26 protein-coding genes are annotated in these 22,061 nt (G+C 56.4%); 14 read left to right on the top strand and 12 right to left on the bottom strand.

The window, feature by feature from the left end:
• Window positions 1–62: 62 nt before the first annotated feature.
• Entirely contained in the window at window positions 63–425 is a 363-nt protein-coding gene (locus tag ABWV79_RS00130; protein WP_170354039.1) for an SUF system Fe-S cluster assembly protein, read from the top strand.
• A 51-nt stretch (window positions 426–476) separates the two neighbouring features.
• Here ABWV79_RS00130 and ABWV79_RS00125 read toward each other — a convergent pair whose 3' ends face one another.
• Window positions 477–803 carry a hypothetical protein gene (locus ABWV79_RS00125; RefSeq protein WP_353389573.1) on the bottom strand — a complete coding sequence of 109 codons (327 nt, stop codon included), beginning with the start codon at window positions 801–803 and terminating at the stop codon, window positions 477–479.
• 190 nt (window positions 804–993) lie between these two features.
• On the opposite strand from ABWV79_RS00125, the gene ABWV79_RS00120 reads away from it, so the two are divergent.
• Window positions 994–1,359, top strand: coding sequence for a HesB/IscA family protein (locus ABWV79_RS00120; protein WP_170354037.1), 366 nt, complete (start codon window positions 994–996; stop codon window positions 1,357–1,359).
• On the opposite strand, the gene ABWV79_RS00115 is transcribed toward ABWV79_RS00120, so the two are convergent.
• Window positions 1,356–2,270, bottom strand: a complete 915-nt coding sequence (locus tag ABWV79_RS00115; protein ID WP_353389571.1) for an isopenicillin N synthase family dioxygenase — start codon at window positions 2,268–2,270, stop codon at window positions 1,356–1,358. The two genes, ABWV79_RS00120 and ABWV79_RS00115, sit on opposite strands and share 4 nt — an antisense overlap.
• Window positions 2,271–2,393: 123 nt before the next feature.
• Here ABWV79_RS00115 and tpiA point away from each other — a divergent pair, with 123 nt between their 5' ends.
• The gene (gene tpiA / locus ABWV79_RS00110) at window positions 2,394–3,143 is read left to right on the top strand and encodes a triose-phosphate isomerase (RefSeq protein ID WP_353389569.1); all 750 of its coding nucleotides are present in this window, start codon (window positions 2,394–2,396) and stop codon (window positions 3,141–3,143) included.
• 2 nt (window positions 3,144–3,145) lie between these two features.
• Here tpiA and ABWV79_RS00105 read toward each other — a convergent pair whose 3' ends face one another.
• The gene (locus ABWV79_RS00105; protein WP_170354031.1) at window positions 3,146–3,457 is read right to left on the bottom strand and encodes a DMT family transporter; all 312 of its coding nucleotides are present in this window, start codon (window positions 3,455–3,457) and stop codon (window positions 3,146–3,148) included.
• A gap of 224 nt (window positions 3,458–3,681) precedes the next feature.
• On the opposite strand from ABWV79_RS00105, the gene ABWV79_RS00100 reads away from it, so the two are divergent.
• Window positions 3,682–3,942 carry a hypothetical protein gene (locus ABWV79_RS00100; RefSeq protein WP_353389567.1) on the top strand — a complete coding sequence of 87 codons (261 nt, stop codon included), beginning with the start codon at window positions 3,682–3,684 and terminating at the stop codon, window positions 3,940–3,942.
• Between the two features lie 99 nt (window positions 3,943–4,041).
• Window positions 4,042–4,539: a hypothetical protein gene (locus ABWV79_RS00095; RefSeq protein ID WP_353389565.1), complete on the top strand. Its 498-nt coding sequence runs from the start codon at window positions 4,042–4,044 to the stop codon at window positions 4,537–4,539.
• On the opposite strand, the gene ABWV79_RS00090 is transcribed toward ABWV79_RS00095, so the two are convergent.
• The 5 genes from ABWV79_RS00090 to ABWV79_RS00070 all read right to left on the bottom strand — a co-directional run bounded on the left by ABWV79_RS00090 (window position 4,536) and on the right by ABWV79_RS00070 (window position 11,021).
• On the bottom strand, window positions 4,536–5,912 hold the full coding sequence (locus tag ABWV79_RS00090) for a TRAP transporter large permease (protein WP_353389563.1): 1,377 nt from the start codon (window positions 5,910–5,912) through the stop codon (window positions 4,536–4,538). The genes ABWV79_RS00095 and ABWV79_RS00090 overlap by 4 nt on opposite strands.
• Complete coding sequence (locus tag ABWV79_RS00085) at window positions 5,912–6,589, bottom strand: TRAP transporter small permease (protein WP_170750993.1); 678 nt, start codon at window positions 6,587–6,589, stop codon at window positions 5,912–5,914. The genes ABWV79_RS00090 and ABWV79_RS00085 overlap by 1 nt, the downstream gene beginning before the upstream one ends.
• A 107-nt stretch (window positions 6,590–6,696) precedes the next feature.
• Window positions 6,697–7,698, bottom strand: a complete 1,002-nt coding sequence (locus tag ABWV79_RS00080) for a DctP family TRAP transporter solute-binding subunit (protein ID WP_170354021.1) — start codon at window positions 7,696–7,698, stop codon at window positions 6,697–6,699.
• Window positions 7,699–8,061: 363 nt separating this feature from the next.
• Complete coding sequence (locus ABWV79_RS00075) at window positions 8,062–9,291, bottom strand: sigma-54-dependent transcriptional regulator (protein ID WP_353389560.1); 1,230 nt, start codon at window positions 9,289–9,291, stop codon at window positions 8,062–8,064.
• Entirely contained in the window at window positions 9,288–11,021 is a 1,734-nt protein-coding gene (locus tag ABWV79_RS00070) for a sensor histidine kinase (RefSeq protein WP_353389558.1), read from the bottom strand. Before ABWV79_RS00070 ends, ABWV79_RS00075 begins: the two co-directional genes overlap by 4 nt.
• Before the next feature lie 47 nt (window positions 11,022–11,068).
• Between ABWV79_RS00070 and ABWV79_RS00065 the strand changes: the two genes are divergently transcribed.
• Window positions 11,069–12,250: a cytochrome P450 gene (locus ABWV79_RS00065; protein WP_353390778.1), complete on the top strand. Its 1,182-nt coding sequence runs from the start codon at window positions 11,069–11,071 to the stop codon at window positions 12,248–12,250.
• Between the two features lie 4 nt (window positions 12,251–12,254).
• Here the strand turns inward: ABWV79_RS00065 and ABWV79_RS00060 are convergent, their stop codons facing one another.
• Window positions 12,255–12,734: an Lrp/AsnC family transcriptional regulator gene (locus ABWV79_RS00060; protein ID WP_170354013.1), complete on the bottom strand. Its 480-nt coding sequence runs from the start codon at window positions 12,732–12,734 to the stop codon at window positions 12,255–12,257.
• A 141-nt stretch (window positions 12,735–12,875) separates the two neighbouring features.
• Here ABWV79_RS00060 and cobA point away from each other — a divergent pair, with 141 nt between their 5' ends.
• From cobA to infC, 7 genes are all read left to right on the top strand, one after another.
• Window positions 12,876–13,652: a uroporphyrinogen-III C-methyltransferase gene (gene cobA, locus ABWV79_RS00055; protein ID WP_353389556.1), complete on the top strand. Its 777-nt coding sequence runs from the start codon at window positions 12,876–12,878 to the stop codon at window positions 13,650–13,652.
• Window positions 13,652–13,966 carry a DUF2849 domain-containing protein gene (locus ABWV79_RS00050; RefSeq protein ID WP_170354009.1) on the top strand — a complete coding sequence of 105 codons (315 nt, stop codon included), beginning with the start codon at window positions 13,652–13,654 and terminating at the stop codon, window positions 13,964–13,966. The genes cobA and ABWV79_RS00050 overlap by 1 nt, the downstream gene beginning before the upstream one ends.
• Before the next feature lie 65 nt (window positions 13,967–14,031).
• Entirely contained in the window at window positions 14,032–15,696 is a 1,665-nt protein-coding gene (locus ABWV79_RS00045; RefSeq protein WP_353389554.1) for a nitrite/sulfite reductase, read from the top strand.
• Complete coding sequence (locus ABWV79_RS00040) at window positions 15,686–16,447, top strand: phosphoadenylyl-sulfate reductase (protein ID WP_353389552.1); 762 nt, start codon at window positions 15,686–15,688, stop codon at window positions 16,445–16,447. Before ABWV79_RS00045 ends, ABWV79_RS00040 begins: the two co-directional genes overlap by 11 nt.
• The gene (locus ABWV79_RS00035) at window positions 16,444–16,851 is read left to right on the top strand and encodes a DUF934 domain-containing protein (protein ID WP_353389550.1); all 408 of its coding nucleotides are present in this window, start codon (window positions 16,444–16,446) and stop codon (window positions 16,849–16,851) included. The genes ABWV79_RS00040 and ABWV79_RS00035 overlap by 4 nt, the downstream gene beginning before the upstream one ends.
• A 105-nt stretch (window positions 16,852–16,956) precedes the next feature.
• Window positions 16,957–17,790 (top strand): ferredoxin--NADP reductase, encoded by an 834-nt coding sequence (locus ABWV79_RS00030; RefSeq protein ID WP_170354002.1) that lies wholly within the window; start codon window positions 16,957–16,959, stop codon window positions 17,788–17,790.
• A gap of 117 nt (window positions 17,791–17,907) precedes the next feature.
• Window positions 17,908–18,498: a translation initiation factor IF-3 gene (infC, locus tag ABWV79_RS00025; protein ID WP_331251861.1), complete on the top strand. Its 591-nt coding sequence runs from the start codon at window positions 17,908–17,910 to the stop codon at window positions 18,496–18,498.
• Between the two features lie 35 nt (window positions 18,499–18,533).
• Here the strand turns inward: infC and ABWV79_RS00020 are convergent, their stop codons facing one another.
• The 3 genes from ABWV79_RS00020 to ABWV79_RS00010 form a co-directional block, all read right to left on the bottom strand.
• Window positions 18,534–18,935, bottom strand: a complete 402-nt coding sequence (locus ABWV79_RS00020; RefSeq protein WP_353389548.1) for a hypothetical protein — start codon at window positions 18,933–18,935, stop codon at window positions 18,534–18,536.
• 71 nt (window positions 18,936–19,006) lie between these two features.
• Window positions 19,007–20,323: an aspartate aminotransferase family protein gene (locus ABWV79_RS00015; protein ID WP_353389546.1), complete on the bottom strand. Its 1,317-nt coding sequence runs from the start codon at window positions 20,321–20,323 to the stop codon at window positions 19,007–19,009.
• Window positions 20,320–21,078: a beta-keto acid cleavage family enzyme gene (locus ABWV79_RS00010; protein ID WP_353389544.1), complete on the bottom strand. Its 759-nt coding sequence runs from the start codon at window positions 21,076–21,078 to the stop codon at window positions 20,320–20,322. Before ABWV79_RS00010 ends, ABWV79_RS00015 begins: the two co-directional genes overlap by 4 nt.
• 74 nt (window positions 21,079–21,152) lie before the next feature.
• On the opposite strand from ABWV79_RS00010, the gene ABWV79_RS00005 reads away from it, so the two are divergent.
• The coding region (locus ABWV79_RS00005) for a MurR/RpiR family transcriptional regulator (protein ID WP_353389542.1) at window positions 21,153–22,061 on the top strand (909 nt) is incomplete at its 3' end.

Raw genomic sequence — 22,061 nt, 5'->3', positions numbered from 1 at the left:
CCTCTGGACGCTGCCCATAGCTTTCCCTATATAAAAGCTCAGGAAACAGACCCGAGGCACGAATGACTCACCCCAGCGAACAGTTTGAAGGCACGCCATTGATTGCGCCTTCGACAATTGAGCACCCCCTGTATGACGCAGTGGTCGAGGCCTGCCGGTCAGTCTATGACCCTGAAATTCCAGTTAACATCTATGATCTGGGTTTGATCTATACCATCGACATTTCCGGCGAGAACGCGGTGAAAGTGATCATGACCCTGACTGCACCAGGTTGCCCGGTAGCAGGCGAAATGCCCGGCTGGATCGTCGAAGCTGTCGAGCCGGTTGCGGGCGTCAAGGAAGTCGATGTCGAACTAACTTGGGAACCCCCCTGGGGAATGGAGATGATGTCAGACGAAGCCCGTTTAGAGCTGGGCTTCATGTAAGCACGACCTGATATCTTGCCGAAAAACCGCCCCTCTGACCGGGCGGTTTTTTTATTTGACGTCGCAGGTTGACCTGATCTCGGCGGCTCTTTCGTCCAGCGCTTTGACGTAGTCGCCTGAAAGCATTGATAACCGCTTCTTCTCCGTCCCGGTCACCAGCCCCAACAACGCACCTGCGGGCAATATCGACACGACACTTTCAACTTGCTGGTCCTGTGCATGTTTCTTTTCTGCTGCGATGGCGCGTAAGTCGCCTTCGGCCGTCGCACAGTTTACCGGGTGCCGCTTGCCGTCCACAGCTGCGGATGCAACGCCTACGACCACTATTGCAATCGAGATAAACAGGACCGCCTTCAACACCTTGGAGAGTTTATGCATGTCCATGCACCTTTCGTTATCCACTGCCATACCCTGTTCGCAGGCTAGGCCGACCCATTGTCTGAACGCAAGCATGGGTTCCGTCTGACGGCAACCTTACTGGAAAAGTTAGGTAAGCACGGCTGCTATGTCTTGAGACTGTTTCGCCTAAGCACTAAATTGAAGATAACGCGCGACAACGGAGACCAACATGTTCGGCATTCCCGGGAAACAAGCGGTGACGATCACACCGAAAGCTGCGACCCAGATTGTAAGCCTGATGAAATCAGGTGGACATGCCGGGCTGCGAATCGGTGTCAAGAAAGGTGGCTGCGCAGGCATGGAATACACCATGGACTACGTGGACGAAGCCGATGCCAATGACGAGGTCGTAGAACAGGATGGCGCACGGGTGATGATCGCCCCTATGGCACAGATGTTTCTGTTCGGAACCGAGATCGACTATGAGGTTTCGCTGCTGGAATCCGGCTTCAAGTTCCGCAACCCTAACGTTGTCGATGCCTGCGGTTGTGGCGAGTCGATCAAGTTTGACGAAACGCTCTCGGCCCAGCGTTAAGACGCTTCTTTCAGGTGAACATAGGTTTCGTTGAACCGCGTCGTCAGGTGTTCTCCGGCACGAATAACCTTGTCTGAATTCGGCGGAGCAACATTTGTGTCGTAGGACGGATTGTAGAACAGCGGCACCGAGATCCGTTCCTCAGACCCTCCTACCACCCGGTGCAACGTGGCTTTGACCCGACCGTCGGTCCAGAATTCCAGCATTTCACCAAAGTTGATAATGAAGGTTCCGGGCCGGGCTTCGGCCGGTTCCCATTTTCCGTCAGGCATTTGAACCTCTAGCCCAGCGGTTCCATCTGTGGCCAACAGTGTCAGGCACCCATAATCGGTATGTGCGCCGATTCCAAAATCCTGATGCCCTGCCCAGACGGGGCGCTGAGGGTAATAATTGCCGCGCAGCAAGGCCATGGGCGTTTCAAATGCGCTGTCGAAGCTGGCTGCATCTCGCCCAAGGGCCACAGCGATTGCCCTTAGAACGCGCATCGCGACTGCACTGGCGTCGGTGTAGTAGGTCTGGATGGTATCTTTGAAGCCGGCCGGCGCCTCGGGCCATTGGTTCGGCGCATAAACGCTCAGGTCCTTGGCTGCATAGAGGTTTCCTGCTGGTAGTTCGTATCCGCAGTCAAAAACCTCTTTGAAGTCGGGATTGGCATGCGGGTCGACCTGTTCGGATTGCGAAGCGCCCCACCCTCGGTTTGCCCCCGTCTTAGCCATATCAACGCGCGCTTTCTGGGCCTCGGGTAAGTGAAAGAACTTTCGATAGGCTTCAATGACCGACGTGCACCGTGATGCATCCAAGCCTGTATTGGACACAGTCAGGAAACCCACCTCACCGATTGCGTGCAGCAGGCGGGCCAACTCATCGGGCTCGCGTCGGTCCAGTTTTTCTAGGTCCAGGTTGTTGATCATGAGGGCCTCGGAAATTGCGCGTGAGTTGTGCCGTTTTGGCAGCTAATCCGCAACCAGAATTGTCAGTGTGTCCGCACGGTGCTATCCGATGTGCAAACAATAGCTTAAATGGGGGATCCTATGATGCGGCGCAAGCTTGCGGCAGGGAATTGGAAGATGAACGGAACGGCTGGGGATTTAGCCGAGTTGGAGGCGCTGTCAAGGACCTACCCTTCCCCATCAGTTGATGTGCTGATTTGTCCACCCGCAACGCTGATACACCGTGCTGCGCAAACGGTAGGTGAAGCCGGGATCAAGATCGGCGGTCAGGACTGTCATACCGCGTCATCCGGTGCACATACTGGCGACATAAGCGCCGAGATGCTGATGGATGCCGGGGCATCAATGGTGATCCTTGGCCATTCTGAACGGCGCGAAGATCACGCCGAACAGAACGAAGATGTTCGCGCCAAAGCGCGTGCCGTTATGGATGCTGGCCTAAAGGCCATCATCTGCGTCGGTGAAAGCCTTGAACAGCGCGAAGCGGCCAACACGCTGGACATCATTGGCGGCCAGATGTCGGGCTCGATCCCGGACCAATCCACCGGCGAGAACCTGATCGTGGCCTATGAACCCATTTGGGCCATCGGCACTGGAAAAGTTCCCACATTGGACGAAATCGGAGAAGTCCACGACTTTATCCGTGCGCGTCTGGAACGGCGGTTTGGCGAAGGCGTGGGGCGGTCCGTCCGGCTGCTTTACGGCGGGTCGGTCAAGCCCGGCAATGCGGCGGACATCTTTGCCGTGTCCAACGTGGACGGTGCCTTGGTAGGTGGCGCCAGCCTTAAGGCTGACGACTTTTCCGGCATTATCGACGCATTGCAGAACGCCTGAGACTACGCCAGTTTCATCGTTACCAGACCGGCCACAATCAGGGCGGCTGCGATAAGACGCGGGGCTGTCACGGCCTCGCCCAGAAAAACAACGCCAACGGCAAAAGCACCGATGGCCCCTATTCCGGTCCAAATCGTGTAGGCTGTGCCAAGTGGCAAATCACGCATCGCCAAAGCCAAAAGTCCGAACGATGCGACCATGAAAACACCCATAATGGCGGTTGGCCAAAGACGGGTGAAACCGGCAGATTGCTTCATGGCAACAGCCCAGCCAATCTCGAGAACACCGGCGAACAGAAGAAAAATCCAAGGCATTGGGACACCTCTCATATCTTCGAGTCGTCCCGAACGATACACAGGTTTAGATGAGGTCGTCCTCGGCCCTCAATCTGGGCACTAAAAATCCCTCATTCAAGAGCATTTCTTTCACAAAACTGCAGCCTGACCGTCACATCCCGCCTCTAAAGATGCAGAAATCGCATTTTTAAACCGCGAACTTGAAGTCGCGCAGTGGTCGCAACAAAACGGATGGAAACCTGATGACGGAAACCTCTTGCAAAGCCTGTGTTCTGTGCATGAAATGGGGTACGCCGTTCAGTGCGCATGATGTCAACATGCTGTTCGCGGCTGTCCGGGATCATTTGCCCGTAGACCATGACTTCATTTGCATCACAGATGACACCACCGGGCTTGATCCCGCCATCAAGACGCACGCCCTGTCCTTTCCCCAATTGGATCAGTCGGAATGGGTTCACGGCAAATGGCCCAAATTGCTTATGTTCGACAGGCGGATTGTGTAAGGCTACGAAACAGCGCTGTTCCTTGACCTCGATCTCTTAGTAACCGGTGAACTCACGCCTCTGTTGCTCGGCGTACGTGAACGCGGCGGGCTTTACCTTATGCCTAAGTTTCGCGCCTTCGTGTGGCGCGCGATACCCGCAGCGTTCTGGGATCGTGTTCCGGGGCTTATGAACCTGGTCACGCGCGGCAATTCTTCTGTGGTCGGATTTATACCCAAGCAGCAGTTCCACCTGTACGAGAACTTTGACGCGGCCCGCGACCTGAAAGCTTACAAGAATGATCAGGACTATATCTCAGGACGGGCGTGGCGACGTCGGTGCTACCCGAACGATTGGTGTATCGGTATAATACACCTGGTCCCCTATTGGCCGTTCAATCTGATTTTCCGAAAGTACCGCAACCTGCCAAAACGCCCTAAAATCGCTATCTTGAACGGAAACCCGAAAGCGCTTGAGCTGGTGGGGCAGAATGTCGGAGAATGGGGAACGAAGCGCCGCCGTGGCTTTGGCAGCATTGGCTGGGTTGAGACATATCTTCAGAAATACAGCGTGAAAGAAGAAAGGCCGGACCCAATAGGATCCGGCCTTTTTCTTTAGTTCGTTATGATCTCTGGCCCCATGAAGGTGTTGGGCAAGAACGTCGATATCCACGGTATGTACGTCACCATGATCAAGAAGACGAACAACACGGCCAGGAACGGCAACGCCGCTTTCACAACGCTCATCATCGGCATCCCGGCCACGCCCGAAGTCACGAACAGGTTCAACCCGACCGGAGGTGTGATCATCCCGATCTCCATGTTGACCACCATGATGATGCCCAGATGGATCGGGTCAATGCCCAGCTCGATGGCAATCGGGAACACCAGCGGCGCGACGATGACCAGCAGGCCCGAGGGCTCCATGAACTGACCACCGATCAGAAGGATCACGTTCACCACGATCAGGAAAGTCACAGGACCCAGACCTGCCGACAACATTGCGCTAGCGATGTGCTGTGGCACTTGCTCGTCCGTCAGAACGTGTTTCAGGATCAGCGCGTTGGCGATCACGAACAGCAGCGTGACAGTCAGCTTGCCGGCCTCGAACAGCGTATGCTTGGTGTCCGGGTGAAAGAACGCAGTTACCAGCGCATAAGGCTTTTTGATCAAAGGCAGGTTCTGCCGGCCCTCTTCGGTGCTGAGCGGCCCCATATCTTTGTAGACAAAGCTGGCAATCAGAAAAGAGTACACTGCAGCGACGGCCGCCGCCTCGGTCGGGGTGAAGATACCGCCATAGATACCACCCAGAATGATGACAATCAGGAACAGGCCCCATCCGGCCTCGCGCGCCGAGGCAAAGATCTCGCCCCACCCTTTCCAGTCACCTTTGGGCAGGTTCTTGACCTTGGCCATGACGTAGATGGTGATCATCAGCATCAGACCCGCCATCAGGCCTGGAATGACCCCCGCAAGGAACATGCGCCCGACGGACACCTCAACGGCGGCCGCATAGACGACCATCACGATCGACGGCGGGATCAGGATGCCCAGCGTACCGGCGTTACAGATCACACCGGCAGCGAATTCCTTGGAATAGCCGACCTGACGCATGCCCGCGATCACGATGGAGCCGATGGCCACCACGGTCGCCGGGGACGACCCCGACAGCGCCGCAAACAGCATACAGGCAAACACGCCCGCAATCGCCAGACCACCAGGCAAATGCCCCACACAGGCAATCGAGAAGCGTATGATCCGCCGCGCCACACCGCCCGTCGTCATGAAAGACGACGCCAGAATGAAGAACGGGATTGCTAGCAGGGTGAAATGCCCCTCGAATGCCTCGAACAACGTGCCTGCGACCGAGGCCAAAGAACTGTCAGAATAGATCAGCAGGAACAGGGTCGAGCTGAGGCCAAGCGCCACCGCAATCGGAACACCGATCAACAGCAGGCCAATGACCATTGAGAAAAGAAGAACGACGTCCATCAGTCATGCACCCCTTGTTGTGCGCGGACTTCTTCGATCTCGTCCTCGACTTCGTGGCTGGCGACAAGGCGATCGGCCTCTCCGCGCCAGATTTGAATGGCGGCTTGCGTAAACCGGATCACCAGCAACAGCATGGATACGGGCAGCACCAGATACGGAATGACCTTTGGGATTTTCTCGTACCCTTCGCCATAGTTGATCAGGTCTTCCAGAAAGCGCAGCGGCGCGACCATCGGAATATCGTCAACCTCATAAAAACTCTGACTGCGCGCCCCGGTATCAAACCCGGTTGGGAACCAGCGCCCCGACGTGGGTGGCAGATCCGCAAATACAGCCCAATAGTCATACGACCCCTTCAGCAACAGCAACGAAAAGACCAGACAGCAAGCCACTGCGATCAGAGCCAACACGCGGCGCGGTGCAGGTGGCAACATGTTCAGGATCGCATCAACGCCCAGATGCGCATGTTTCTTGACCGCATAAGACGCGCCAAGCAGCACCAGCCACCCGAACATGAACACGGTCATTTCAAGTGCCCACAGGATATTGGAATTAAAGGCAAACCGCGCGATCACGTTGGCAAACGTCACAGCCGTCATCAGGCCAAGCAACACCGCGATCAGGGTTTCCTCGATATGGTCGATCAGCCCGCCTTGGCCGGGATTCGCACCAGACATCTCTCTGTCCCCACATTTTTAGGATGATTGATTGGGGCGGGCCTGATGCGGCCCGCCCGGCCTGCGCGTCGATAACTCCCCAGTCCCCCGACGCGCGGCGATCCGGATCAGAACCCGGCGTTGATCGCCTGAGCGGCGTCGATTTTGTCTTGGCCTACGTCACCGGCGAATTTGTCCCAAACAGGCTTCATGGCATCGACCCAAGCCTGACGCTGTTCAGCGTTCAATTCACGGATGGTGCCACCAGCGTCGATAACCGACTGCTTGGCCGCTTCGTTGACTGCAAAGGCTTCTTTGTTACGCGTCTCGGTGACTTCACCCAAGATCGTCAGGAATTGATCGCGCACTTCGGGGTCCAGGCTGTCCAGCCAGTCAACCGAGGTCACGACCAGATAGTCGATGATACCGTGGTTGGTTTCGGTGATACCGTCCTGCACCTCGAAGAACTTCTTGCCATAGATGTTCGACCAGGTGTTTTCCTGGCCGTCCACAACACCCTGCTGCAGTGCGCCATACACTTCCGAGAACGCCATCTTTTGCGGGCTACCACCGATCGCTTCCATTTGCGCGACCAGCACGTCCGACGACTGCACGCGGAACTTCAGGCCATTAGCATCTGCGGGTGTTTCCAGTGGCTTGTTGGCGGACATCTGCTTCATGCCATTGTGCCAGAACGCCAATCCCTGCAGGCCGCGGCGCTGCATGCTGTCCTTCATGGCCTGACCGTCGGCCGAGGCTTGGAACGCATCTACTGCATCGATGTTCTTGAACATGAACGGTAGGTCAAATAGCCGGAATTGCTTGGTGAATTTTTCAAACTTGGACAGCGACGGCGCAGCTAGCTGAACATCGCCCTGCAACATAGCCTCAAGGACCTTGTCGTCATTATAGAGGGTCGAGTTCGGGAAAACCTCCATACACATGACGCCATTCATTTCATCGTTCACACGCTGCTCAAGCAGCGACGCTGCAATACCCTTGGGGTGCTTGTCGGTGTTCGTCACATGAGCGAACTTCACCACGATCTCACCATCGTCACACGCTGCCATACCGGCAGTTGCCGTCACAGTCAGAGCAACTGCTGTCGCGGCTGTTGTCAGGAATTTCATCTGTCTTTTCCTCCCAGACTTCTCAGAAACTTCTCAAGAGCGCCGCCAAGGCGCCTTATGCCGGGCAGTGAACCGAATCGCCTGCCACCGCTCAACTTTTTGTTGGGGATGCGCGAGATTCGTTTTAAGTTTTTGTTTTTATTACACGTATCAGCGTTTCAACTAAACCTTCCGTGAACCAACCTGGACGACGTGCGAAATTCCACACAAGGAAATCTGCCTTTGTGCGGATTTTCGCACATATTTCGAATCGTACGATTAGAATCACCCGACAACACCGGCGCCATCGCAGTCCGTACCAGCGGACTGCCACGCCCAACGCCTTGAATTGCATGAAAATGCAGTGTCAGGCGGCGGGAGAACCTACCTTCGGTAATCCTCGGGGCGAATGCCATAACGCGCTAGTTTGTCGTAGAAGGTCTTGCGCGGCAGTTTTAGCGCTTTGGCCGCGTCCGAGGCCTTGCCATTGTGGCGCCCCAAAGACGCAATCAAAAGCGAACGTTCGACTTGGGCCATCTGCTCACTCAGCCCCAGCTCTGCGGCCGAAGCGACCTCGTCCGGCATCCCAAGAACAAACCGCATGGCCGCTGACATCAGGGATCGCGCATTGCCCGGCCAGTCCTGCGTCATCAATGACGCCAAATGTTCCGACGTGATATCCGGTGCAGCAATCCCGGCCTGCTCGGCCGCTTGTGCAACATAGTGGCGAAAGATCACCGGAATATCCTCGGGGCGTTCAGCAAGCGACGGTATCCGAACCCGCATCACGTCCAAACGATAGAAAAGATCGGCATGAAACTGTCCCGCATCAGACAAGCGCGCGAGATCAGCAGTGGTTCCGGCGATGATACGCGCGCCGACCCCTTGCTCGACGATTTCAAGTGCAGCGTACTGAGTTTCGGTCGGCATCGCTGAAATCTCATCCAAAAACAAAGAGCCCCCCGCGGCGTCCTCGCAAACATGTCGTAACTCCTGCACCGTCAACCCCGAGGCAGGGCGCTTGACAAACGGGCCTTGCGATTGCGGAGACATCAAATGCACCACTTCAGCCACCTTTGAAATGCCGCTGCCTGCGGGGCCGGTCACCAGAACCTCTACCCCTGTCCGGGCAACCGTACGAACCCGTTCCCTAAGCCGCTCGGCTTGCGCAGAGAGGCCAAACAGAAGCCGCGCGGCTGGATCTCCTTTTTCCAACTCATGTTTCAAGGCACGCTGTTCCAGAACGAGTCGCCGTGCCGCCTGTGCGCGTTCTAGAACATCGAGTAAGTCCGAGGCAGCGCATGGTTTTTCGAGAAAATCAAATGCACCTGTCCCCATCGCACGAACAGCCATGGGGACATCACCTTCGCCAGTCAACAGGATCACCGGCAGGTCAGCATCAACCTCACGCGCGTAGTTCAACAGGTGAAACCCGTCACGCCCGGGCATCCTGATGTCCGACACGATAACGCCTGCAAAATCAGCCCGAATGTGATCCTTGGCGGCTACGAAAGACCCAGCAGTCACGGGCGCGTAATCCGCCAGCTCCAGGGTTTGGGCCAATGCCTCGCGCACCGCCGCATCGTCATCGACCAAAAGGACCTTTCGTGTCATGCGACCTCATCTTCCCGGTAATACTCAAGCTCGACCGTGAACATCGCCCCTGTCTGCGCGTTGGTTCCACGGATGTTACCACCAAAACTCTGGACCAACCCGTAAGAGATCGAAAGGCCCAACCCCATCCCCTCGGACGATCCCACAGCCTTGGTGGTATAGAACGGCTCGAACAGTTTTTCAGTGTTTTCGATACCTGGGCCAATATCGCGCACCGTAACCGCCAGTTTATCACCGTTTTCTATCGCAATATGGATCAACTTGTCATCCTGCTGGCTCATGGCATCGGCGGCGTTGTTGATCAGGTTCACAAACACCTGAACCAGCCGCACCTCGCCGCCCCAAGCAAAAACAGGAGCAGAAGGCGGCTGCCATTCCAGTTCGACCCCTTCGGACCGCAGGCGCGCATCGGTCAGTTCGACAGCCGTTTCGATCACCTGAACCAAGTCAACCTTACCCATAGGTTCACTTTCGTTTCGGGCAAAGGCCCGAAGATTTTTGATGATACGCGCCATCCGCGCCGCCATGTCCGATATGCGTGTCAGATTTTCAGCCGCACGCCCCTCGCGCCCACGCGACAAAAATGCTGTGCCATTATCGGCAAATTGCTGGATCGCCATGAGCGGCTGATTCAATTCGTGGCTGATCCCGGCGGACATCTGCCCCAATGCGCTTAGCTTTCCGGCCTGTATCAGCTCGGCCTGGGCTTTCTTTAATGCGGTTTCAGCCTCTTGCCGCTCATGAACTTCGCGCCTGAGAGCGGTGTTGGCGGCCGTCAGAGCACGGGTTCGCTGCGCAACACGACTTTCCAGAACGACATTGGCCTGCGCCAGCGTCCTGCGCCGCTCCGTCGCCAGGAACAACAAGGCGCCAAAAGCAAAACAGATCGCAGCTACCGCAGCAGCCTGCAGCCCCGCCAAACGCCGCGCCGGAGCTACATCGACCAAAACCTCGGCCGTCATGTCGATCACAGGCAAATCAAGCGTCAGGTGCAGCGCACGTTCAGGCAGATACCTGCCCCACCCCAATCGCCAAAGCTCGTGCCCACCGATCATGGTCGAGGCGAAATCGGTCGCATCCCCTTCTGGCGGAGACAGGCCCTGCTGACCCTCGGACCGATACCAGAACAGAAGGTCGGACCGGTTCGAGATAAAGACCACCCCGTCGGAATCCACAAAGAAAACGGCCTCGGTACTGCCGCGCCATGTTTGTTCGACATCCTGAACATCGGCGACGACCATCAAGGCCCCTTGCACCCGACCCAATGCATCAAATGTCGGTGCTGCGTAAGAATAAATGCGCGCACCGCTTTCGGGAAGGACCCCGTGCGCACTCCCCAAAGCGCCCTGCAATGCGCGTTCGAACGCGGGGTGACCCGCCAGACTGTCCTGCGCGATCGGCTGTGCAGCGGTTAGAACCCGACCATTGCGGTCCAGATATAACATGTTGACGGCAGCTGTCTTATCGGCCACGTCCAGCAACATGACTTGTGCCGCCTGACGTTGTGAGGGTGTGTCCAGCGTAGTCAGCGCAGGATGGCCCGCCATCAGAACGGCCAATTCCTGATAGACCTGCATCTGAGTGCTTAACCGGTCCGCGGCCAGTTCCAAATCGGCCTCGGCCTTCTCGCTAAGCTGCGATAACGCCTGCCTGAACCCGTAGGACCAGACGCCCGCCGACAGCAGCGCGACCGAGAACAGAAAACCTATGACGACGAATGCTCTGTGCATATCCTAGGGTCTTGCATTCAGCGCGGCCTATGGCAAGTCTGCGCGGCATGAAGAAAATCTCGCAGTCGCCGGTTGATCCCGTATTCGTTCAGGACCCCTATCCATTTTATGACCATGCGCGCAGGTTCGGAGACCTGTTTTTCTGGGAAGACTACAACAAGGTTGCCGCAGTATCGCACAGAGCCGTTCAGACATTACTGAAAGATCGGCGATTTGGGCGCGAGAAGCCAACCGAATTGCAAACCCCCGGCCCCGATCATCTGGCAGCTTGGCAGGCGATCGAGGATCATTCTCTTCTCGAACTGGAACCTCCGCGCCACACGCGATTGCGTAGTCTGGTCATAAGGGCTTTTACGTCCCGCTCTATTGCCGCGATGACCCCAAACATCGAACAACTGTGCCGCGACCTTATCCACGAATTTCCCGACGAACCGTTCGATCTGCTGCAGACATATTGCACGCAAGTGCCAGTGATCACCATTTGCCGGTTGCTGGGCGTACCCGAGCATATGGCCCCTGACCTTCTGCAATGGTCCCACGATATGGTCGCGATGTACCAGGCAAACCGAACCCGCCAGACCGAAGACCGGGCAGCGCAGGCATCAGCGCAATTCACTGAGTTCCTAAGCAATTATATCGACCTGCGCCGCGTGGAGCCGGGTCCAGATCTGATCACAAAGCTGATCGCAGCCGAGGAACGCGGCGAAAAGCTATCGCGGGACGAATTGATTGCGACTTGTGTGCTTTTGTTGAATGCCGGACATGAGGCGACGGTCCATGCGTTGGGAAATGGTGTTAAGACACTGCTTCAGACTGGAACAAGGCCAGACGTATTGGATGAGAACCGGATTGACGGCACCGTTGAAGAGATCCTCAGATATGACCCGCCCTTACACATGTTCACACGCTACGCCTATGAACAGGTTGATCTTTTCGGCCACAGCTTCAAACGCGGCGATGAGGTCGCCTTGTTGCTTGGCGCTGCAAACCGCGACCCTTCCGTTTGGGCCGATCCAAATCAGTTCTTACCCAGCCGCGACGTCGTAACAAATACCAGCTTTGGCGCAGGGCTGCATTTCTGCGTCGGCGCGCCACTGGCGCGCCTCGAGATGCGCATCGCCCTCAAAACCCTATTTGATCATTGCCCGTCCCTGCGCCTAGAGGGCGATCCGGACTATTCCAACACGTACCACTTTCACGGGTTGACCCGCCTGATGGTCACGACCTGACGGATTATTCTGCGACCAGAGCGTTCAGTGGCAGCATTGTGGTCGATTTGATCTCTTCCATGGACAGCAGTGCGGTCACATTGTGAACCCGCACTTCCGAGATCAGCGTTTGGTAGAATTCGTCGTAAGCCCGCGCATTTTTGACCCGAACCTTGAGGATGTAGTCAATGTCACCCGCCAAACGATGCGCCTCTTGCACCTCGGGACGGTCGCGAAGGGCCTTAAGGAATTTGCGCTGCCAGTCTGCTTCGTGTTCGGACGTGCGTATAAGAACGAAGAACGTCGCTTCAAAACCCAATGCCTCGGCATCCAGCAAGACGGTCTGTTGACCGATCACACCGGCCCCCTTCAGCTTGCGGATTCGGTTCCAGACCGGGGTCTTCGAACTGCCAACACGCGCGGCAATTTCGTCCAGTGATTGGCTGGCATCGCGCTGCAGCTCAACCAGAATTTTCCGATCTGTGTCGTCAATTCGCACCGACATCCCAATTTTTCCTTTGTTTCGAAACTCACGTTCTCCAACGCGCCGACGAAAGAACATTTGTTCTTATTTATACACCCATATGGCGCAATACCGGGAATATTTCCTATATTGCAGGTCAAGTCAAACGAACCGGAACCAAACATGCAGAACGCGCATTCACATAACGGAGCAGGACATGTCGACTTTGTCGGCGCGGGTCCGGGCGATCCTGAATTGCTGACGCTCAAGGCGTTGCGTGCGTTTGAATGCGCGGATGTGGTTTTGCATGATCGGTTGATAAGTGCCGAAGTTCTGGAATTGGCCGGCAAGACTGCTGTTCTGGTTGATGTCGGCAAAGCCGGGTTCGGCCCCTCGTGGAAGCAGCAGGATATCGACGCACTATTGGTTGAACATGCACTGAACGGACAGCGCGTCGTCCGGTTGAAATCCGGTGACCCCACCGTGTTTGGGCGTCTGGACGAAGAGATCGAGGCCGTTGAAGCCTCGGGCATCTCATGGACCATCATCCCCGGTATTACTGCGGCGTCCGCAGCTGTTGCTGGGATCGGTCAAAGCCTGACCCGACGTGGCCGAAATTCCTCGGTCCGGTTCTTGACGGGGCACGACATGAAGGGTTTTGCCGATCACGACTGGGCTGCTTTGGCACGCCCAGGTTCCGTCGCAGCAATCTATATGGGTAAGAAGTCAGCCCGTTTCATCCAAGGCCGACTGATCATGCACAGTGCGGATCGAGAAACCCCCGTTACGTTGATCGAAAACGCATCGCGTTCCGACCAACGCGTTATGGCCACCAATTTGGATCGCCTGCCCGCTGATCTGACCGCCGCCGGAATGGACGGCCCTACCCTGACATTCATTGGCCTTGAACCGCGCCAAGCGGCCCAGGCTCTGACCGAATTCAATAAGGAGCACGCCTGATGGCCCGCGCTTTTACCCCCAAAATCGTCACCGCAAATGACTTGCTGGAAGGCGACGTGATCTACCTGACTGAAGATGACCGCTGGTCGCGTGATCTGGCCGAAGCCGAGCTGATCACCGACGAAGCCCACGCACAGGTCCGTCTGCTGGACGCCGCACGTCAGGCCAACAAGATTGTCGGAGCCTATCTGGCCGATGCCGTGGCTGGTGAAAACGGCCCCGAACCCACCCATTTCCGCGAGGACTTCCGCCGCACAGGCCCGTCCAACTATGCCCACGGCAAGCAGGAAACAGCAACGCAGCCCCGGGCCTGAGCTCAGGCCCTCTCTCTCCCCTTTCAAGGCCCCAGGTTCGGGGCTGCAACTAAGGACAGCTAATCATGTATCGCTACTCCGAGTTCGACACAGCATTTTTGGCAGAACGTAACAAGCAGTTCCGCGCACAGGTTGAGCGTCGCATCGACGGCTCGCTGACCGAGGATGAGTTCAAACCCCTGCGCCTGATGAACGGCCTGTATCTGCAGTTGCACGCGTACATGCTGCGCGTCGCCATTCCCTATGGCACGCTGTCCAGCGCACAGATGCGCCAACTGGCCCTGCTGGCCGAGAAGTGGGACAAGGGCTATGGCCACTTCACCACCCGCCAGAACATCCAGTATAACTGGCCCAAGCTGAACGACGTGCCGGATATGCTGGACGCGCTGGCCGAGGTGGGCATGCATGCCATCCAGACCTCGGGCAACACCATCCGAAACGTGACTGCGGACCATTTCGCCGGTGCCGCCGCGGATGAGATCGCCGACCCGCGCCCCTATGCCGAGCTGCTGCGCCAGTGGTCCACTGATCACCCGGAATTCCAGTTCATGCCGCGTAAGTTCAAGATCGCCATCACCGGCAGCGAAAACGACCGCGCCGTGATCAAGGCACACGATATCGGCCTGCAACTGGTCGAGCGTGACGGCGTTCTGGGTGCCCGCGTGATCGTAGGTGGTGGTCTGGGCCGCACGCCGATGATCGGCAAGGAATTGTCGGATTTCGTCGCCTTTGACGATCTGCTGGCCTATCTTGAAGCGACTGTGTCCGTCTGGAACCAGATCGGCCGCCGCGACAACAAATACAAAGCGCGCATCAAGATCACCGTCCACGAAAACGGTATCGACACCATCCGCGCCAAGGTCAACGAGCGCTTCCTGCAGGTTCGCCCGCAGTTCAAGGGTGCCGATATGGCGTTGTTGGAAGAGATCAAAGGCCACTTTGCAGCGCCTGATTTCCGTCAGGGCTCGGTCGCGTCGTTTGAAAGCGCCTATACCAACGATCCGGTCTTCCGGTCGTGGGTTGATACCAACATCGCGCCGCACAAGAACGCGGATCATGCGATTGTCACGATCTCGATCAAAAAGCACGGCGCGACGCCGGGTGATGCGACCGCTGAACAGATGCGCGTGATGGCCGATCTGGCGGAAGAGTTCGCTTATGACGAGCTGCGCATCAGCCACGAACAGAACGTGATCCTGCCGCATGTCCACAAATCGGACCTGCCCTCGATCCACGCCAAGCTGAAGGAATACGAGCTGGCGACCGCCAATATCGGCCTGATCAGCGACATCATCGCCTGCCCGGGCATGGACTACTGCGCATTGGCCACCGCACGCTCGATCCCCGTTGCTCAGGAAATTGCGACCCGTTTCGACGATCTGAAGCTGGAGCATGATATCGGCCACCTGAAGATCAAGATCTCGGGCTGCATCAACGCTTGTGGGCATCACCACGTTGGCCACATCGGCATCCTGGGCTTGGATCGTGCAGGCGTCGAGAACTATCAGATCACTCTGGGCGGCGACGGCACCGAAACAGCAGCCATCGGCGATCGGACCGGCCCCGGCTTTGCCTATGATGAGATCGTTTCCGCAGTCGAGCGGATCGTGAACACCTATCTGGAACAGCGCGACAGCCCCGAAGAAGAGTTCCTGCAGACCTATCGTCGTGTCGGCATGGCTCCGTTCAAGGCAGCTCTGTACCCCGAGGCTCAGGCGAATGCCGCTTGATCTGATCCAGACGGAACTGGGCAAAGACCGCAGCGAACTGACCGAAAAGGTCGAGGCGCTGAACGCCCGGTTCCGGCATCACAGCGCGCATGACGTGATGCATGGTGCCATCGAAGAGATTGAAGACCTTGCCCTGGTGTCCAGCTTCGGGGCCGAGTCAGTTGTGTTGCTGCATATGGCGGCTGTGGTCGACAAGATGACCCCGGTGCTGTTTGTGGACACGCAGATGCTGTTCACCGAAACGCTGGAATACCAGCAGGAGGTCAGCGAACGTCTGGGCCTGAAAAACGTGCAAATCATCCGCGCCGAAGATGAGGATGTGCAGCGCGATGACCCTTACGGCGCGCTGCGTCTGCGGGATACGGATGCATGCTGCAACTTGCGCAAAACCTTCCCGCTGCAAAAAGCCCTGACGGGCTATTGCGGCTGGATCACAGGGCGCAAGCGGTTCCAGTCCGGCACACGGGCCGCGCTTGACTTCTTTGAGGTCGAGGACGGCACCGGTCGGATCAAGGTTAACCCGCTGGCCCATTGGGCGCCCGAGGACGTGCGCGCCTATATGGAAGAAAACAACCTGCCCCGGCATCCGCTGGTGGCCAAAGGATACCCTTCGATCGGCTGTGCGCCCTGCACCTCACCGGTCAATGAAGGCGAAGACCCCCGCGCCGGACGCTGGCGCGACCAGAACAAGGAAGAATGCGGCATCCATTTTGTCGATGGCAAAATGGTGCGCGCCGGAGAGACAACATGAACGTAATCGTAACTGATGAGGGCTTTGCCCCCGACGACTGGACCGATGGGTTTGTCACGCTGGAAGACGCCGCCAACGACGTGGTTGCGCTGGATGTGGCTTCAGACACCGACCCGGATGAACTGTATGACCGCCTCGGCAGCGCCAGAATGGTTCGCGTGGACTTTCCTTCCTCGGCCGATGGGCGCGGGTTTACCATCGCGCGCATTCTGCGCCTGAAAGGCTATACCGGGCGTTTGCGAGCGCGCGGCCATGTGTTGGCCGATCAGTTTGCGATGGCCCGTCGCAGCGGCTTTGACGAAGTCGAGATCGACCAGGCTTTGGCGCAACGCCAGCCCGAAGATCAATGGCTGGCCCGCGCCAACTGGCAGGATAACAATTATCAATCCCGCCTGCGCGGATAACTGAACTTTACGTCAGTCAGTGCGACGTTGGGGCAACTGCCCCTTTTCCTGACGTGGATCAAAGATTAAACGGAGATGTCGGTTTACCCAACCGGCAGTGAAACGATGACAGAGATGAAGCCCGTGACCGAAGCAACCGCCGTAAAGGCCCCCGTTCTGCCGGACGCGCAGACCGTAACCGACGTCAAACATTGGACCGACAGCCTATTTTCCTTCAAGGTGTCGCGCCCTGCTTCGCTGCGTTTCCGCTCGGGCGAGTTTGTGATGATCGGCTTGCTGGGCGACAATGGGAAACCTTTGCTGCGCGCATATTCCATTGCATCGCCGTCCTGGGACGAAGAACTCGAGTTCTATTCGATCAAGGTGCAAGACGGCCCTCTGACCTCGAAGCTGCAGCACATCAAGCCCGGCGACCAGATCATCCTGCGGCCCAAGCCCGTTGGTACGCTGGTCCATGACGCTCTGCTTCCGGGCAAACGTCTGTGGTTCTTTGCCACCGGCACCGGCTTTGCGCCCTTCGCCTCGCTGTTGCGCGAGCCGCAGACCTATGAGGATTACGATGAGGTCATCATCACCCATACCTGCCGCGAAGTGGCCGAGCTGGAATATGGTCGCCAATTGATCGAAAACATCCGTCAGGACGAGATGCTGGCCGAGTTGATGGGCGAAGGTTTCGCCGACAAGATCCGGTATTACCCGACCACCACTCGGGAAGAGAGCCCCAAAATGGGCCGCATCACCGACCTGCTGAAAGACGGCACTGTCTTTGCTGATCTGGGCATCGAAGGTGGCATTAAACCGGAAACCGATCGCGGCATGGTCTGCGGGTCGCTAGCTTTCAATCTGGATATCAAAGAGATTCTGGAGGAGTTCGGCCTGCGCGAAGGCGCCAATTCCGAGCCCAAGGAATTCGTGATCGAAAAAGCTTTTGTAGGCTAAACTGACCGCGCCGGTCACCGGGTTACCCCTGACCGGCGCATAAACCTGCTGTGAAACCACCGAAATTCCATCGTTTTGGCGTGGATCACGCTTGAATCAGGCACCGGAGCGGTCTAAATTTCGGGCTCGAATTTCTGCAATCATCAAAGGAATGAACCCATAGCCCGCAGACCTCACAACGCGCCGCCTCAGAGAGATACCGGCCCGCGCGTCAATGAAAAAATCCGTGCCCCCGAAATCCGCCTGATTGGCGCTGACGGCGATAACGTCGGGGTGGTTCATCCCGCCAAAGCCATGCAACTTGCCGCAGATGCGGGCCTTGACCTGGTCGAGATTTCGCCCAATGCGAACCCGCCGGTCTGCAAGATCATGGATTTTGGCAAGTTTAAGTACGAGACGCAAAAACGCGAAGCCGAGGCGCGCAAAAAACAAAAAGTCATCGAGGTGAAAGAGGTCAAATTCCGACCCAACACCGACACGCATGACTATGACGTCAAAATGAAGAACGTTTTCAAGTTTTTGGAAAAAGGCGACAAGGTCAAAGTCACTCTGCGGTTCCGTGGCCGTGAGATGGCGCACCAGAACCTTGGACGCGAATTGCTGGAACGTGTCGCCGAGGACATCAAGGAACTGGGCAAGGTCGAAAACATGCCCAAGATGGAAGGTCGTCAAATGATCATGATGATCGGGCCGCTTCCTCAGAAGTAATCAGGACCGCGTAAACCCTGAAGAAGCCTCCTTTTTTAAAGGGGGCTTTTATTTTGCGATCTGGCTTTTACCCAATGGAATGAATCGTGCAGGTCAAAGCCCAGCGATATCGTATCAATGATAAGAAGCAACGTCAGGAAACCGGCGTATTCAGGCGAAAGCGCCGAATCTGCGGACAACACCATCGCGATGACTATCACCAAAGGCCCCCAGCACAACAGGTGCGGCAAAGCCATCGCCTTGCTCATCCCTCGAGCGGCTAGCATGATCGGAATATTCAGGGCCATACCGGTTAATGCCAAAACGGCGATTAACTCACCGTGTGGTTGATCCATAAAAGCCAAAGGCGCAAGGTTAACCGGGATTAAAACTACGAGAACCCAAATCTGAACCCATGTTGGAAGACTTCGAAAACTCACCCAAATATCGTTAACCATTACACTCGCCCCAATAAAAAATTCGACTAATACTTTATTGAGTTAAAAAGAAAAATCAGTTCACAAGGGTGTTATAGCACGGTCGAAATCGCTTTGCCCAGCTTCCAGGTTAATTCCTCGATCTGTGTGTCTTCAATGACAAATGGCGGCGCGAGAAGAATGTGGTCCCCCACACGTCCATCGCGAGTACCAGCCATAGGGTAGCAGATCAGACCTTCGGCAAATGCGGCCTGTTTGATCTTTCCAGCCAGTCCTTTCGCCGGATCAAATGGACGCTTGCTGCCCTGATCAGCGACCAGTTCGATTCCCCGGAACAAGCCCCGGCCTCGAATATCCCCGACATTGGGATGCTGACCAAAAGCGTCTTCTAGTGAACGCTGGAGCTTTTGACCCATCTCCCCGGCTCGGGCGGGCAGATTGCGTGAGGTTAGCTCCTGGAGAACGGCCAAAGCTGCCGCCGTTGCAACGGGGTGGCCAACATAGGTGTGGCCGTGCTGAAAGAACCCCGTCCCGTCCCGGATGGCGCTGTAAATCCCATCTGTACAAAGCATCGCGCCTATCGGTTGATAGCCAGCCCCTAGGCCTTTCGCGATACACAATATGTCAGGAACAACTCCGTCGTGATCGCAAGCGAACAAGTGACCCGTGCGCCCCATTCCGCACATCACTTCGTCCAAGATCAAAAGCACACCGTATTTGTCGCAGATTTCACGGATTCGCCTGAAATAGCCGTCAACAGCAGGGACAGCACCCAGAGTTGCCCCGACAACGGGTTCAGCCATAAAGGCCATAACGCTGTCCGGACCCAGGCGCAAAATTTCATCTTCCAACTCGTTGGCGACGCGTTGGCCGTAGTCAAAGCTGCTCTCTCCGTCAGGTTTTTCAGCATATTCGTAACATGGAGCGATATGCGTCATCTCTATCAGCATGGGCGCAAACTGCGCCCTACGCCAGGCATTGCCGCCAGCAGACAGCGCGCCCAACGTATTCCCGTGGTAACTTTGACGCCGCGCAATTACATGCCGTCGATCCGGCTGACCAATCTCAAGGAAATACTGTCGGGCCAACTTTATCGCCGCTTCCGTCGCTTCGGATCCTCCGGATACAAAGTAGACGCGGTCCAGATTTCCCGGCGCATTTTGTATCAACATCTCGGCCAATGCTTCCGCCGGCTCCGAGGTCATGAACCCCGTGTGAGCAAAAGCAATCTTCTCAACCTGATCCTGAACGGCCTTGATGACCGACTGGTTTGAATGCCCCAGACACGACACGGCTGCATCTCCGCAATCCAGGTATCGACGTCCCTGACTGTCGATCAAATACGCCCCGTCACCCGCGACAGCGACCGGCAGTTTCGACTTCGTGTGTCTCGGAAATATGTTGCTCATAACGAACCTTTCTTAAGTGATGTAACCAGAGTCGATACGGACGCCGCATTGTCCGCCCAAACCATTCCGTCTGGCCTGTACAGACTGTTTTCAAACCCGACCCGCACGTCTCCCCCGCGCGAGGACGCCAGACGCAAACAAGCGTGTTCCTGTTTCCCGAATGCGCAGACCATCCAGGGTGACACTCCTAAGGGAAACTGATCCAGATCTTCGAGCGCGGATTCTTGCCCCTGCGTATACCGTCCCAGTACCAGAAGTCGGTCTGTCTGAGCCGATTTGACTGTTCTGTCGGCCTGCCAATAGGACAGCAGAGCTGCATCTTCAGCATCATAAAGGATATGCTGTACGCGCGCTTCCATATCCGCACACACTGCGTACACTTTTGCAGCCAATTCCGGTGATCGAGCGATTTCGCGCACCGAGATTGAGACCCATTCAGGTTGAACCTTGGTAAGACAGTCCAACTGCTCGGCAACGTCGTAAATACCGGCGGCCTCGGTCGTGATCTGGATATCCATGCCGGGAACGGCGCGCCGCAACTCGGTTATCGCTTCGAGATATCGCCCCGGATCCAACGAATGCGCTCCTTGTTCGTCACGCACATGCAGATGGAGACCGTGTGCTCCGGCAGAAAAACATGCCTTTGCCGTCGACACTATATCGTCGATCCCAACAGGAAGTTCTGCGTGGTCTTGCGACGTGCGACGCGCGCCATTTGGCGCGACCAAAACGTAAGGACGGGCTGTGTGCTTCATCGATGCGGCCTTAATTGCTTGAGCTCACTCTAGCTGTGCGCGAGCACGTTTTTAATTTACAATTTTCATAACAAATGTTTTTTTACACTATGCCAGATACACCGACCCAAATTACGCATAAGCTGCGAGACAACATCTCATCAATGCCACCGGGCCTTCAGGCGGCGGCTAAGTATATTATCGATCACCCCGGCGACTTCGCGTTGGACTCTATTAGGGTTACGGCAAGTAATGTCGGTGTCAGCCCGAACGTCTTGATTCGGTTGGCTCAGCGCATGGGGTATGACGGCTTTGAAGCGTTCCGCACACCCTTCCGCAAAACCCTGGTCACCGACCAAGAATCCCAGCTGGGCCAAGAGTGGCTGGACACCACAGAATCCGAAAGTGAACTGGACCGGGCACAAGCGAAGTTCGCGCACAATTCGTTGAATGTCGTGACCCGCTCTCTGAGACTTATGCAGCCTGCGATGGTTTCAAAAGCCATTCAATACATCACAGAATCAAACAGATGTTTTGTGACAGCAACACGGGCAAGCCATGCCTTAGCCTACTATTTTTCATACGCGGGTCGCATGGCGCATCCTGGCATACAGCTTGCTCCGCGACATTCGGGGTCCGTCATCGATGACCTGTTGGACTCGAATGATCGGGACTGCCTGATCGCCATCACGTTTCATCCCTATTCCGCCGAAACAATCGCCGCGATGCGCTTTGCGACACAAAGGGGGCTGAAAGTCATTTTGATTTCCGAAAGCGACGTGATCGCCCCAGGCATCGAACCTGACGTTGTTTTTCAGGTCAGCACCCGATCTCAGCATCACTTTTCCAACTTCGCGGGTGCTACGGCGGTTCTGGATTGCCTTTTGGGGCATCTATTTGAAACCGGTGGCGAAGATGCGCGCAAAAGAGTGGAGCGCTACCAAAAAGCGCGCGAAGATACTGGTGCGTATTGGCAACCGTCCAAACTCCCGCGACTTCGTCGA

The organism is Ruegeria sp. HU-ET01832 (assembly GCF_040371315.1).
Lineage (GTDB): Bacteria > Pseudomonadota > Alphaproteobacteria > Rhodobacterales > Rhodobacteraceae > Ruegeria > Ruegeria lacuscaerulensis_A.
This window is presented reverse-complemented; position numbering and strand designations above follow the sequence as displayed.